9 protein-coding genes and 1 pseudogene are annotated in these 14579 nt (G+C 71.9%); 8 read left to right on the top strand and 2 right to left on the bottom strand.

Annotation, left to right across the window (positions count from 1 at the left end; genetic code table 11):
* The 7 genes and pseudogenes from M878_RS65445 to M878_RS65415 form a co-directional block, all read left to right on the top strand.
* Nucleotides 1-1328 (top strand): annotated as a pseudogene (locus M878_RS65445) (serine/threonine-protein kinase); the annotation flags it as partial.
* 149 nt (nt 1329-1477) lie between these two features.
* Complete coding sequence (locus M878_RS65440) at nt 1478-3163, top strand: serine/threonine-protein kinase (RefSeq protein ID WP_023547319.1); 1686 nt, start codon at nt 1478-1480, stop codon at nt 3161-3163.
* A 125-nt stretch (nt 3164-3288) separates the two neighbouring features.
* Nucleotides 3289-5055: a serine/threonine-protein kinase gene (locus M878_RS65435; RefSeq protein WP_023547318.1), complete on the top strand. Its 1767-nt coding sequence runs from the start codon at nt 3289-3291 to the stop codon at nt 5053-5055.
* A 78-nt stretch (nt 5056-5133) separates the two neighbouring features.
* Nucleotides 5134-6750: a serine/threonine-protein kinase gene (locus tag M878_RS65430; RefSeq protein WP_023547317.1), complete on the top strand. Its 1617-nt coding sequence runs from the start codon at nt 5134-5136 to the stop codon at nt 6748-6750.
* Between the two features lie 59 nt (nt 6751-6809).
* Nucleotides 6810-7760 (top strand): serine/threonine-protein kinase, encoded by a 951-nt coding sequence (locus M878_RS65425; protein ID WP_023547316.1) that lies wholly within the window; start codon nt 6810-6812, stop codon nt 7758-7760.
* Between the two features lie 136 nt (nt 7761-7896).
* The gene (locus M878_RS65420; RefSeq protein ID WP_023547315.1) at nt 7897-9510 is read left to right on the top strand and encodes a succinic semialdehyde dehydrogenase; all 1614 of its coding nucleotides are present in this window, start codon (nt 7897-7899) and stop codon (nt 9508-9510) included.
* Between the two features lie 28 nt (nt 9511-9538).
* Nucleotides 9539-11314 (top strand): GMC family oxidoreductase N-terminal domain-containing protein, encoded by a 1776-nt coding sequence (locus M878_RS65415; RefSeq protein WP_023547314.1) that lies wholly within the window; start codon nt 9539-9541, stop codon nt 11312-11314.
* A gap of 571 nt (nt 11315-11885) precedes the next feature.
* On the opposite strand, the gene M878_RS65410 is transcribed toward M878_RS65415, so the two are convergent.
* Entirely contained in the window at nt 11886-12143 is a 258-nt protein-coding gene (locus M878_RS65410; protein ID WP_023547313.1) for a chorismate mutase, read from the bottom strand.
* A gap of 284 nt (nt 12144-12427) precedes the next feature.
* Between M878_RS65410 and guaA the strand changes: the two genes are divergently transcribed.
* Nucleotides 12428-14008 (top strand): glutamine-hydrolyzing GMP synthase, encoded by a 1581-nt coding sequence (guaA, locus tag M878_RS65405; protein ID WP_023547312.1) that lies wholly within the window; start codon nt 12428-12430, stop codon nt 14006-14008.
* Between the two features lie 28 nt (nt 14009-14036).
* On the opposite strand, the gene M878_RS65400 is transcribed toward guaA, so the two are convergent.
* Nucleotides 14037-14513, bottom strand: a complete 477-nt coding sequence (locus M878_RS65400; protein WP_023547311.1) for a pyridoxamine 5'-phosphate oxidase family protein — start codon at nt 14511-14513, stop codon at nt 14037-14039.
* Nucleotides 14514-14579 lie beyond the last annotated feature (66 nt).

Genomic DNA, 14579 nt, shown 5'->3' with positions numbered 1-14579 from the left:
CCCACACCCCGGCACCGCCCACGCAACGGGCACCGACTCAGCCCGCTGGGACGGAGCCGCAGAGCCCGCCGCGTCCCGTCGTGGGCCCGTGACGGCGCTGGCGGCCGAACGGGCGCGGCAGGTGCGGATGACTGTCGTGGGGCCGGTGACCGAGCGGTGGGCGCCGGAGCAGGCCGGGCCCGTGCACGAGAACTGGCAGCTGGCGGCGCCGATCGGGCCCGCGACCGACCTGTGGGCGCTCGGGGCGCTGCTGTTCCGGTCCGTACAGGGGGCATGCGCCGTACCCCGAGGAGTCGACGGGCCGAGCTGGTGCAGCTGGTCTGTGCCGAACCGCCCGCCTTCGCCGAGGAGTGCGGACCGCTGCGCCCGGTCGTGGAGTCGCTGCTGCGCCAAGACCCCACGAACGCCTGGACTTCGAGGAGCTGAACGGCTGGCTGCGCTCGCTGGTGCGCTCCGCACCCGAGCCCGACGCGGGCACGCATGTCGTACCCGTGCCGTCCGCCGATCCGCACCGGCTGCCGATCGTCCGCCGCCGCGGCGAGCTGGTGCGGCTGCGCCGCCGGCGCGCCGGGCTGCCCGAGACCCATCCGCACGGCCGGCACAAGCGGGCCCGGGAGGAGGCGGGCTCGTCGCCGCGCAGCCTCGGCCGGACCCTGCTCCTGCTGATCCTGCTTCTGCTGGCCGGTGCCGTCGCGTACGCGATGCTGTTCATGCCGAAGCAGGGGGAGAGCGGGGCCGCGGGCAGCGAGCGGACCGGCAGCGCGGGGGAGGCGAGTACCGCGCCCTCGCGCACCCCGGAACCCTCCACCGGGCAGAGCGCGCCGCAGAGCAGCGCTCCCGCCACCGACACCCAGACCGACGGCGACCCGTCCGTCGCCGACGGCTTCACCCTGCGCAAGGACCCGGAAGGTTTCCAGATCGCCGTGGCCAAGGGCTGGGACCGCACCCCGAAGAACGGCAGCGGCCAGGTGGTCTACGCGCACGGGGACTTCGAGCTGATCGTCGTACCCGGACGGGACAGCGCCACGATGTACGGCGGTGACCCGATGGCCTACCAGCGGGACAAGGAGAGCGAACTCCAGCCGTACCGCAGCTCCAGCTGGGCCACGGCCACCGGTCTGAGAACCATCGAGGTGGGCGGACGGACCATGGCCGAGGGGCAGTTCACCTGGACCGACGGACAGGGACAGGACCTGTTCGTGCGGAACATGGCGATCCTGCTGAACGGCCGCTACCACATCGTCCAGGTCCGCGGCCCGGAGGCCCAGCGGGACGAGGTGACCCGGTTCTACGAGCAGGCCACGGCGACGTACCGCTACACGGGTTGAGCGCCCTGTATACCGGTTGACCGGTACTGGCCGATTCCGGCGGCGACAAGCGTCACAGTGCTGTCACCTTGGTACCCCGCTGGTTCCCAGTCGGCAGGGCGGTCCTTAATCTGACCCTGTCAAGAGCATTGCGGGGCAACGTGAATCAGATGCAGGGCCTGCTCGTAGCGGGCCGCTACCGGCTTGCCGATTCCATCGGCAGCGGCGGCATGGGCCGGGTGTGGCGCGCCCACGATGAGGTGCTGCACCGGACGGTCGCCGTCAAGGAGTTGACCGCAGCGCTGTACGTCTCCGACAGCGACCGGGCCGTGCTGCTGGCCCGCACCCGGGCGGAGGCCCGGGCCGCCGCGCGCATCAGCCACTCCGCCGTCGTCACTGTGCACGACGTCCTGGAGCACGACGGCCGCCCCTGGATCGTGATGGAGCTGGTCGAGGGCAACTCGCTGGCCGACGCGGTCAAGGAGCAGGGGCGGGTGGAGCCGAGGGAGGCGGCCCGCATAGGACTGTGGGTGCTGCGGGCGCTGCGCGCCGCGCACTCCGCCGGCGTCCTGCACCGGGACGTCAAGCCCGGCAATGTGCTGCTCGGCCGCGACGGCCGGGTGCTGCTCACCGACTTCGGCATCGCCCAGATAGAGGGCGACACCACGATCACCCGCACCGGGGAGGTCGTCGGCTCGGTCGACTATCTCGCGCCGGAGCGGGTGCGCGGCCACGACCCGGGACCGTCCTCGGACCTGTGGGCGCTCGGCGCCACGCTGTACACGGCGGTCGAGGGCCGTTCCCCGTTCCGCCGCACCTCGCCGCTGAGCACCATGCAGGCGGTCGTCGAGGAGGAGGTCGACGAGCCGCGCCACGCCGGTGCGCTCGGCCCGGTCATATCCGCCCTGCTGCGCAAGGAACCGGAACGGCGGCCGAGCGCGGAGGAGGCGGAGCAGATGCTCGCCGAGACCGCGGAGGGCCGCCGCCCGTCCATGGCCCAGGCGTTCGTCCCGACCCAGGGTTCGGGCGTGCACGCCGGCGGGACGAGCACCTCGGGCTACGGCCCCCACAGCTACCCGACCGGTGCCACCGTCCCCACGGCGCCGACGGGACCGGCCCGTTCCGCGACCGGGCAGACGGCCGTGGCCCCCACGCCCATGGGCCCGGCGCCGGTACGGCCCAGACCCCGGCCCCGGCGCCGGCTGCGTACCCTCGCCCTCGTCGTCGCCGTCGCGGCCGTACTCGGCGGAGGCGCGGCGGTGGCCTTCCAGGAGTGGGGCGGCATGGAGCAGAACACCGGGTCGAGCGGGGGCGGCGCGGGTCCGGCGACGTCACCGTCCGCGAGCAGCGGCACCGCGCCGGGCCCCGAGGGCACGGTTCCCGACAACTGGGAGACGTACCACGACCCCCTCGGTTTCAGTCTCTCCCTGCCCAAGGGCTGGAAGCGGAAGGTCTACCAGAACCAGGGTGTCCTCAAGCAGATCGACTACAGCCCGGACGGCGGCCTGCACTTCGTCCGTATCGCCGTCGACAGCTCGCCGGACTTCGCCAACGCCTTCGAGCACCAGAAGGACCTGGAACAGCAGCTGCAGCGGCTGGTCGACTACAAGCGAGTGACCATGAAGGCGAACATCTACCGCGACCGCAACGGCTCGCTGTGGGAGTACACCTGGACCGCGCTGAAGAAGGACCCGCCGCATGTCGCCGGTCCGCGGCACGCGATCGAGGAGACCTACTTCTCCCGCGCGGGCATCGAGTACGCCATCTACATGTCGACGCCGGCCGAGGACTGGGCGAAGACCAGCAAGCAGTTCAAGTGGGTACTGCAGAGCTGGCAGCAGCCGAACGACGGCTGACGCGACGGCCGATGGCGGCTGAGGCGGCCCCGCGGCTGATACGGCCGAAAATCGCTGGTTGAACGGCCCGGCTTGGCTGGTCGGCGCCCCGGAGCGGATGGGTCCGGTGCGGCATGATGGGGCGCATGGGGACCGAGAGCGCCGACTTCCGGGTGATCGCGGGCCGTTACCGCCTGGAGGCACGCATCGGGCGTGGCGGCATGGGCGTGGTGTGGCGGGCCACCGACCAGCTGCTGGGGCGCCGGGTCGCGGTCAAGGAACTCCTGCCGGACGACTCGCTCTCCGAGGACGACGCGCGGCGCCGCCGGGACCGCACCTTCCGTGAGGCACGGGCGGTCGGCCGGCTGCGGCATCCGCACATCATCGTCGTGCACGACGTGGTGGAGCAGGATGAACGCCCTTATCTGGTCATGGAGTTGATCGAGGGTGACTCGCTCGCCGACCGGATCTCGCGGCAGGGCCCGGTCGACGCCGCCGAGGCCGCGCGGATCGGTGCCGCCCTGCTCGGCGCGGTGGACACCGCGCACGCGGCCGGGGTGCTGCACCGGGACATCAAGCCCGCGAACGTCCTGATCGAGTCCGGCACCGGCCGGGTCGTGCTGACCGACTTCGGTATCGCGCAGGTCGCGGGCGCCACCACGCTCACCGAGACCGGCTCCTTCGTCGGCTCGCCCGAATACACCGCGCCGGAGCGGATGTCGGGGCTGCGCACCGGGCCGGAGTCCGACCTGTGGTCGGTCGGCGCGCTGCTGTGCACGGCGCTCAGCGGCGAGTCGCCGTTCCGGCGCGACTCGCTCGGCGGCATCCTGCACGCCGTCGTCGCCGCCGAGATCCGGCCGCCCGCCGAGGCCGAGCCGCTGCTCCCGGTCGTACGAGGGCTGCTGGAACGCGACCCGGACCGGCGGCTCGGCGCTGCCCAGGCCGAGCAGATGCTGCGTACGTTCCTGGAGACGGGCCGGACCCCGGACGCACCGGGCCCGCCCGGCTTCCCGACGCCCGGACGCGGCCACCGGATCGGCGGGGGCCGTACGCCGAGGCCGGGGGCGTCAGGGGCGGCGGGGAGCCGTACGACGACATCCGATGCGGCGGGAGGCCGTACGCCGAACGCCTCCTGCACGCCGACCCGGCGGGACGTTCCGCACGGCGGACCGCAGCCGGCCACCGTGTCCGGAGCGGGGACGGAGGCCCCGGCCCGTACCTCCACGCGCGGTGTGCTGCTCGCGGCGCTGCTCGTCGCCGCGCTGGCGGGGGCCGGAGTCTCGGCGGCGGCGCTGCTGCTGCACGGGAGCGGGGACGGGGGCGGCGGCAGCCCCGGCGGTACGGCGACCTCTCCGGCGACCGGGACCGGCACGAGCCCGACCGCGCCGCCCGCCTCGCCTCCGGCACCCACCACGGCCGGCCCCACCACCACCGCGAGCCGTCCGCCGGCCTCGGCAGGCTCGCGTACCGTGCCCTCCGGTTACCGTACGGCCCGGGACCCGGCCGGCTTCTCGCTCGCCGTACCGCGGGACTTCACCCGCAGTCCGCAGGGCGAGCGCGTCTTCTACCTCTCGCCGGGGGACACCTTCCGCCTCGGCGTCAAGGTCGCCGATCCCCAACCGGGCGGCCCGCAGGGCGTGATGGAGCGCTCGGCCGCCACGGGGTCTGCCACCAACCCCGGTTACCACGACGGCCGGGTCACCCCCACCCGGCACGACGGACACCCCGCCGCGCTCTGGGAGTTCACCCGGGACGGCTTCAGCGCGGCGGAGGGCCCGCGCCACACCTACGACCTGTGCTGGGAGGAGGCCGGGCGGATGTATGACGTGTGGGTGTCGGCGCCGGTCGGCGAGGTGCGTCAGGCGCGGGAGTACTTCGACGTGGCGCTCGGCACCTTCCGGGCGGGGGCCTGACGGCCGCTCGGTCACGGGTTAGTGACCGGTTGGCCATCCCTGTGGCTGGGCGCGCGCAGGGCGCGGTATGGATGACGCATGAGCAGTGACGGGGGAGTCGGCCACGGGGCCGACGAGACGACGAGTTACCTTCTGCAACCGCCGAAGCAGCAGCCGGAAGCACAGCCGAAGCAGGGCCCGCCCCCGCCCCGACCGCAGGAGGCGGACGACGGGCGGCTCATCGCCGGACGGTACCGGCTGCTCGGCAAGCTGGGCCACGGTGGGATGGGAACCGTGTGGCGCGCCCAGGACGAGACGGTGGACCGGGAGGTCGCCGTCAAGGAGCCGCGCGTACCGGACCACCTTCCCGAACAGGAACGCGCCAACGCCTTCGAGCGCATGCGCCGCGAGGCCCGCGCGGCGGCCCGCCTGGACCATCCCGCGGTGGTGAACGTCCACGACGTCGCGGTCGTCGACGACCGGCCCTGGATCGTGATGGAGCTGGTGCGCGGCCGTACCCTCGGCGACGTCCTGCACGAGGGCACGCTCGGCGCGCGCGAGGCGGCCCGGATCGGCCTTCAGGTGCTCGGCGCGCTGGAGGCGGCGCACGCGGCGGGCGTCCTGCACCGGGACGTCAAGCCCGACAACGTCCTGCTCGGCCGGTACGACCGGGTGGTCCTCACGGACTTCGGGATCGCCCGGATCGAGGGCGACACCCGGCTCACCGACACCGGGGGTTTCGTCGGCTCGCCCGAGTACATCGCCCCGGAACGGGTGCTGGGACAGCGGCCCGGCCCGGCGAGCGACCTGTGGTCCCTGGGGGTGCTGCTCTACACGGCCACCGAGGGCGTCTCGCCGTTCCGCCGCAGCAACACCCCGGCCACGCTCCAGTCCGTGCTCAACTCCACCCCGGCCGCGCCCGCGGCCGCCTCCGGCCCCCTCGCCGAGGTCATCGAGGGGCTGCTCCGCAAGGACCCCGCGCACCGGCTCCCGGCGGACCGGGTCCGCACCCTGCTGGAGGAGGCGGCCAAGCCTCCGGCGCCTCCGGTCCCCACCCAGCGCGCCGAGTTCACCGCCCCCGATGTCACCCGTACCCGGCGGTTCGGCCGCGCCGGGTGGCTCGCCGTGGGCGCGGCGCTGGTCGTGGCGGCGGTGGCGGCGTACCTGGTGCTCGCCGATCCCTTCGCGGGCCCGCTGCCCGACGGATGGGCGAAGAAGCCGGAGGCGGAGCTGGGCGCCGGCGTCGCCGTGCCCGCGGGCTACCGGGCGGTCCGGCCCGCCAAGGACGCCACCGACAAGAACTGGGTGACGTACGAGGACTGGAGCGGCGGCGTCTGGATCACGCTGGAGCTGACCAGGAAGTCGCAGGACTCCCTCAACGAGATCAAGAACAGCGCGCGGTCCCAGATGTACGCCGACGACGAGAAGTTCCGCGGCCAAGGCGAGTACACCCTCGCCATGCCCGCGGGTGCGAGGACACACCCGGACGACACCGCGACGTACCACGGCAAGGAGGCCGCGAAGAACACCGCCGTGTACACGACCAACGACAGCCAGAACCCCCGCCCGCGCGAACTCCAGATCTTCTATTACCGGACCGCTGCCGGAGACATGTACCGGCTCACCGTCGGCTACCCGGGCAAGGGCGACTTCACGGCCCGCGGCCGGGAGGTGGCCAGGGCGGCGATCGCGAACCTGGACATCGACAAGCTCTGACCCCCCGCTTCCTGACCCCCGCTTCGACAAAGGTGTGGTGTGCACGGTACTCATGTGACATGAGTGGAGACGGCGAACACCCGCCCGACGCACGTCTGATCGGCGGCCGCTACCGGCTCGCCGGGCGCCTGGGGTCCGGGCCCACCGGGACCGTCTGGCGGGCCCGGGACGAACAGGCGCCGGGCCGCGAGGTCGCCGTCAAGGAGCCGTTGCTGCCCGGCGATCCGGTCGGCGACGAGGACAGCGGCCGGATCGCCCGCCGGCTCTACCGGGAGGCCCGCGCCGCGGCCCGGGTGCGCCATCCCTTCGCCGTCGCGGTGTACGACGTCGTCGCCGAGGGTCAAGTCCCTTGGATCGTCATGGAGTTGGTGGAGGGCGAGTCGCTGCGGGAGGTCCTGCGGCGCGGCCCCCTGCCGCTCGCCGAGGCCGCCCGGATCGGGCTCGCCGTCCTCGGTGCGCTGCGCGCCGCCCACGCCGTCGGCATCGTGCACCGGGACGTGAAGCCGGCCAACGTGCTGCTGGAGTCCGGCACCGGGCGGGTGGTCGTCACCGACTTCGGGACTGGTGACGGACATCCGGGGGACGCGCCCGCCGGTTTCGTCGCCCCCGAGCGCACGGTCCCCGGCGCCGGCCCCGCTTCCGACCTCTGGTCCCTGGGCGCCTTGCTCCGCACTGCCCTGGGGGACACGGACCCCGGCCCGCTGGGCCCCCTCCTGGACCGCCTGCACGCCGCCGACCCCGAGGCCCGCCCCGACGCGGAGGAGGTCACGGCGGCACTGGAGACGTACCTGGGCGTCAGGCTCGTACCGGACCTGGACGCGGCCCCGGAGCCGGAAACCGCACCGGAACCGGAAACCACGTCGGAGCTGGAAACCCCGGCGGGTCCGGAAACCACGTCAGAGCCTGCTTCCGGATCCGCACCCGCCCCCGGATCCCCGCCCGACACCCGTCGCCGCACCCCGCGCACCGCGCTCGGCCTGCTCCTGGCGAAAAAAGCCGGACTCGGATGATCGTCCTGCCCGCCATCGCCTCAACACCCTGATCAGCACATTCTCTGCCAGTGATCACTGGCGGTATGTGAGCAGTCGGTGAATCCCCGTTACCGACGGGTACACAAAGCCTCCGCTCCGGCATACCCTGCGCGTCATGACGGACACGCAGGCCCCGGACAGCACCGGCACCAACCCCCTCGCGCCCGCACCCGAAGGCGCCCGCACCGCCGCCGACGTGGTCACCCCGGAACTGGTGGCCCAGCTCACCAAGGGTGTCGTCGGCTCCGGCCGTACGGCCAACCACACCCCGTTCACCGGCGAGAAGCTGGCCGACCTGCCCGAGTCCACGCCCGAGGACGTGCTTCAGGCCTTCGAGTCCGCCCGCACCGCACAGGCCGTGTGGGAGAGGACCCCGGTACGGCAGCGGGCCGCGGTCCTGCTCCGCTTCCACGACCTGGTGCTGGAACGCCAGGCCGAGGTGCTCGACCTCATCCAGCTGGAGACCGGCAAGGCCCGTCTGCACGCGCACGAGGAGGTGCAGGCCGTCGCCGTCGCGGCCCGCCACTACGGCCGCAAGGCCCCCGCCTATCTGCGGCCCAAGCGGCACACCGGCGCCGTCCCCACGCTCACGAAGGTCACCGAACTCCGCCACCCGCGCGGGGTGGTGGGCCAGATCGCCCCCTGGAACTACCCCCTTGAACTGTCCGTCGGCGACGCGCTGCCCGCCTTCGTCGCCGGCAACGCGGTCGTGATGAAGCCGGACACCGAGACCTGCCTCACCGCACTCTGGGCGCGCGACCTGCTGATCGAGGCCGGCCTGCCCGAGGGCGTCTTCCAGGTCGTGCTCGGCGAGGGCCCGGTCGTCGGCCCCGAGGTCGTCAAGCACGCCGACTACGTCTCCTTCACCGGCTCCACCCGCACAGGGCGCGAGGTCGCGCAAGGTGCGGCGGCCCGCCTGGTCGGCGTCTCCCTCGAACTCGGCGGCAAGAACGCCATGCTGGTGCTGGACGACGCCGACATCGAGAAGGCCGCCGCCGGTGCCGTACGCGCCTGCTTCTCCTCGGCCGGACAGCTCTGCATCTCCATCGAGCGGCTGTACGTCCACGAGTCGGTCGCCGACGCCTTCCTGGAGCGCTTCGCCGCCCGTACGAGGGCCATGCGGCTCGGCAACTCCCTCGCCTACGGTGCCGACATGGGCTCGCTGGTCGGCGAACGCCAGCTGAAGACCGTCGAACGGCATGTCGAGGAGGCCGTGACGAAGGGCGCGAAGCTGATCACGGGCGGGGTCGCCCGTCCGGACATCGGCCCGTACTTCTTCGAGCCGACCATCCTCGACGGCGTCGAGGACTCCATGGCCGTGTGCGAGGAGGAGACCTTCGGCCCGGTCGTGTCGATCTACCGCTTCTCCTCCGAGGACGAGGCGGTCGAGCGCGCCAACGCCACGCCGTACGGCCTCAACTCCTCGGTCTGGACGAAGAACGCCCGGCGCGGCCGCGAGGTCGCCGCCCGCCTGCGCACCGGCACGGTCAACGTCAACGAGGGCTACGCACCCGCCTACGGCAGCGTCCAGTCCCCGATGGGCGGCATGAAGGACTCCGGCCTCGGCCGCCGCCACGGCTCCGAGGGCATCCTCAAGTACACGGAGGCCCAGACGGTGGCCCAGCAGCGACTGCTGCCGATGGCGCCGTCGCTGGGGATGGACGACGAGGGGTACGCCCGCTTCATGAGCACGAGTCTCCGCCTGATGAAGGCATTCCGGTTCCGCTAGAAACGCCCGTTCCCGAGGAGGAGACACCGTGCCGCAAGACGCCTACGACTACGACGTCCTGATCGTCGGCTCCGGTTTCGGCGGCTCAGTATCCGCCCTTCGCCTGACCGAAAAGGGCTACAAGGTCGGCGTACTGGAAGCCGGCCGCCGCTTCACTCGCGCATCGCTGCCCAAGAACTCCTGGGACCTCAAGAACTACCTCTGGGCCCCGAGACTCGGCATGTACGGAATCCAGCGCATCCATCTGCTGGGCAACGTGATGGTGCTGGCGGGCGCGGGCGTCGGCGGCGGCTCGCTCAACTACGCCAACACCCTCTACGTACCGCCGAAGGCCTTTTTCGACGACCCCCAGTGGCGGGAGATCACCGACTGGCAGGAGGAGTTGAAGCCGTACTACGACCAGGCCCAGCGCATGCTCGGCGTCCGGCTCAACCCGACGATGACCCCCTCCGACGTGCACCTGAAGGCGGCGGCGCAGCGGATGGGCGTCGGCGACACCTTCCATCTCGCCCCGGTCGGCGTGTTCTTCGGCGACGGCAAGGACGCGGACGGGACGGCGAAGGCACAGCCGGGCGGGCAGGTGGCGGACCCGTACTTCGGCGGGGCCGGTCCGGCCCGCAACGCCTGTACCGAGTGCGGGGAGTGCATGACCGGCTGCCGGCACGGCGCTAAGAACACCCTGAACGAGAACTACCTCTACCTCGCCGAGAAGCGGGGCGCGGTGGTCCACCCCATGACGACGGTCGTGTCCGTCACGGACGACTCACGGGGCGGGTACGCGGTGGCGACCCTGCCGACGGACCAGAAGAAGAAGGGCGAGGGCCGGCTCTTCACCGCCCGCAGGGTCGTCCTCGCGGCCGGCACCTACGGCACGCAGAGCCTGCTGCACCGCATGAAGGCCGGCGGCCAGCTGCCGTATCTCTCCGCCCGGCTCGGCGATCTGACCCGCACCAACTCCGAGGCACTGGTCGGCGCGCAGACCGACAACCGCCGCTACCGCAAGGCGACCGGCGAGCCGCAGGCCGACTTCACGCGCGGTGTCGCCATCACGTCCTCGATCCACCCCGACGAGAACACCCACATCGAGCCGGTCCGCTACGGCAAGGGCTCGAACTCCATGGGCGGCCTGTCGATCCTCCAGGTGCCCTACGCCGAGGGCTCCTCCCGGGCGCTGGCCTGGCTGGCGAACGCGGCCCGGCACCCGCTGCTGGTCCTGCGTTCCCTCTCCAACCGGCGCTGGTCCGAGCGGACCATCATCGGCCTGGTCATGCAGTCGCTGGACAACTCCCTGACGACGTACCTGAAGCCCGGCGGCGTCGGCAAGGGCCTGCTGACCGCCCGCCAGGGCCACGGCGCCCCCAACCCCAAGCAGATCAGGGCCGCCACGGAGGCCGCCTCCGCGCTCGCCGCCGAGATCAACGGTTTCGCCGGCAGCAACGTCGGCGAGCTGATGGGCACCCCGCTGACCGCGCATTTCCTCGGCGGCTGCCCCATCGGCGACTCCGCGGAGACGGGAGTGATCGACCCGTACCACCGCCTCTACGGCCACCCCGGCATCTCGGTCGTGGACGGCGCCGCGGTCTCGGCGAACCTGGGTGTGAACCCCTCGCTGACGATCACCGCGCAGGCCGAGCGCGCGATGTCCTTCTGGCCGAACAAGGGCGAGGAGGATCCGCGTCCGGCGCCGGGTGCGGCGTACGAGCGGCTGAAGCCGGTGGAGCCGCAGGCTCCGGCGGTCCCGGAGGAGGCGTTCGGCGCCCTGCGCCTGCCGTTCCTGGGGATGCCGACGGTACCGCCGAAGTAGGCCCGTCCCAGGGAAGTGAAGAGGGACCTGCATCCCCCTCCGAAGGCAGGTCCCTCTCGCTGTCTTTTCGACTCGGCAGGTTTGATCAGCGAGGACCTTCAACGGTTGCTTCAGCGGCACGTGATTTTCATGTGATGTGAGTCACGCATCCCTTGCTGCTGCGTCCCTTTGGTCAAGACGAAGGGGCAAGACGAAGGGCCCCGCGGGACGGAGAGGCCGCGGGGCCCTTCTTCCAGTCAGCATCGACGTCAGGGCAGCGTCGATGCCTGGGGCGGCGCCGGGGGGGTGCGCCGCAAGTCCTGGGGTCCCGGTGCACAGGGGTGGTTCCCGCCGGTCGGCCCCGGGCGTCCCCGGGGCCGACCGTTCTCTTGGGTGACCGGGCTGCTGTCCCCTGCCGTCCGGTCACTTCCCTGGAGCGAGGTCCCACGGCGGACGGCACGACCCGTACGCCTCATCGCTCCAGCGAGCCACGCGTGGTTCTGTCGGGCCCGCCCCTGGCTGGCACGGACACCCGGCTCAACGAAGCGAACCCGGGCCGGTCACGCTCCGTACGGGTGAGACGTGATCGAACTCAGATGCGGCCCCGGCACAGTTCGAGCAGGGTCATGGCGAGGCCGGTGCCCGGCTTGCCGAGCGCGTCGCGGTAGCGGCCGAGGATCTCCATTTCGCGGGAGAGGTTCACCCGCCGGCCGCCGGAGGCGATACGGGTCTCCTGTACGACGGTGGACACGGCCATCCGTTCCTGGATGAGGCCGATGATCCGGTCGTCGAGCGCGTCGATGCGCTCACGGGCGTCGGCGATGGTCGCTTCCGCGGTGGTGGTGGTCACGTCGGGCTCCTTGATCGGCAAGGTGGATGCCCTGGGACGACAGAACCCGGAAAACGACAGGCGCCCCGGGCCTTGTCGGCCCGGGGCGCCTGGGAAGTCGCTTGGCGGTTGGCTCAAGCAGCACGACCATGGCAGCCGGCGGGCCGGTTGCCATAGGTAAAGACGAAGGTCGAGTGCGTGAGCATGGAGAGCAGTATGCCACGGTGAAGTCCAGGGGAAGGCCTCCTGTCCACACCGTTAGACTCGATAGCACACACCCTCGCCCGACCACCAGAAGGCACCCCGTGTCATCAGCGACTTCCACTGCCGCCACCCCGGACACCGTCCTGGTCGTCGACTTCGGCGCGCAGTACGCCCAGCTCATCGCCCGTCGCGTCCGCGAGGCCCGGGTCTACAGCGAGATCGTGCCGAGCACCATGCCGGTCGCGGAGATGCTCGCCAAGAACCCGGCGGCGATCATCCTGTCCGGCGGCCCCTCGTCCGTGTACGAGGAGGGCGCCCCCCGTATCGACCGCGCGCTCTTCGAGGCCGGCGTCCCCGTCTTCGGCATGTGCTACGGCTTCCAGCTGATGGCGCAGGCCCTCGGCGGCACGGTCGACAACACCGGCGCCCGCGAGTACGGCCGTACGGACCTGCACGTCTCCAAGACGTCCTCCACGCTCTTCGAGGGCACCCCGGCCGAGCAGCACGTGTGGATGTCGCACGGCGACGCCTGCTCCGCCGCCCCCGAGGGCTTCACGGTCACCGCGTCCACGGACGTCGTCCCGGTCGCCGCGTTCGAGAACGACGAGCGGAAGCTCTACGGCGTCCAGTACCACCCCGAGGTCATGCACTCCACGCACGGCCAGCAGGTGCTGGAGCACTTCCTGTACCGCGGCGCGGGCCTGACCCCGTCCTGGACCACGGGCAACGTGATCGAGGAGCAGGTCGCCGCGATCCGCGAGCAGGTCGGCGACAAGCGCGCGATCTGTGGTCTGTCCGGCGGTGTGGACTCCGCCGTGGCCGCCGCCCTCGTGGCGCGCGCCATCGGCGACCAGCTGACCTGTGTGTACGTCGACCACGGTCTGATGCGCAAGGGCGAGACCGAGCAGGTCGAGAAGGACTTCGTGGCCGCGACCGGCGTCAAGCTGGTCGTCGTGGACGCCGAGGAGCGCTTCCTCACCGCGCTGAAGGGCGTCTCGGAGCCCGAGGAGAAGCGGAAGATCATCGGCCGCGAGTTCATCCGTGTCTTCGAGCAGGCGCAGGCCGAGATCATCGCGGACGAGGGCCCGGCGGTCGAGTTCCTGGTCCAGGGCACGCTCTACCCCGACGTGGTCGAGTCCGGCGGCGGCACCGGCACCGCGAACATCAAGTCGCACCACAACGTCGGCGGCCTGCCCGAGGACCTTGAGTTCCAGCTGGTCGAGCCGCTGCGCAAGCTGTTCAAGGACGAGGTCCGGATGGTCGGCCAGGAGCTGGGCCTGCCGGAGGAGATCGTCCAGCGCCAGCCGTTCCCGGGCCCGGGCCTCGGCATCCGCATCGTCGGCGAGGTGACCAAGGAGCGTCTGGACCTGCTCCGCGACGCCGACGCGATCGCCCGCGAGGAGCTGACCGCGGCCGGCCTCGACCGCGACATCTGGCAGTGCCCGGTGGTCCTGCTCGCGGACGTGCGCAGCGTGGGCGTCCAGGGCGACGGCCGCACTTACGGCCACCCGATCGTGCTGCGCCCGGTGTCCTCCGAGGACGCCATGACCGCCGACTGGTCCCGGCTGCCGTACGACGTCCTGGCCCGCATCTCGACCCGGATCACCAACGAGGTCCGGGACGTCAACCGGGTCGTCCTCGACGTCACCTCGAAGCCGCCGGGCACCATCGAGTGGGAGTAGGCCCCAGGGCCTGCCCGCCGGACAGGCCCTAGGTGCGCTTGATCGTGCGCACGGGCTCTCCGGGCTTCCAGACCTGGACGACCAGATACTTCTCGTCCTCGACGTAGGTCCGTACGACCTCCGTCAGCTCGGTGCGAAAGAGGTGGAACGGCTGCGGCGGTTCCACCTCTTTCACATACGCGGTCTTGGTGGCGCCGTCCTCGACCTCGTACGCCCGCCCGCTGATCCGCACGTCCCCGCCGGCCATGTCCGTGCCCTCGCCGGGGTTCGCCTGGAGCGCGAAGCGCGGATCGCGGCGCAGATCGAGGGCTTTCAGCGAGTCCGCCATCATGCCGAGCCACAGCTCGCCGGCGCGGAAGTCGGCCTCCAGACCGGAGGTGCGCGGCGAGCCGTCCCTCCGCAGGGTCGCGAGGACGTGGTGGCGGAAGGTGCCGAAGCGCTTCTCGGTGATCGCCGCCATCTCCGGTGCCGCGGTGCTGAAGGCCGCCCAGTTCACATGTGTCATACCGGCCAGTCTCACCCGCAATCCAGACAGCCTCTGTCGTGATTCCGTCGCGTACGTCATCTTTAC

The sequence above is a fragment of the Streptomyces roseochromogenus subsp. oscitans DS 12.976 genome (assembly GCF_000497445.1).
Classification (GTDB): Bacteria; Actinomycetota; Actinomycetes; order Streptomycetales; family Streptomycetaceae; genus Streptomyces; species Streptomyces oscitans.
Note: the sequence above shows the minus strand (reverse complement) of the source record. Positions and strands in the feature narration are given on the sequence as shown.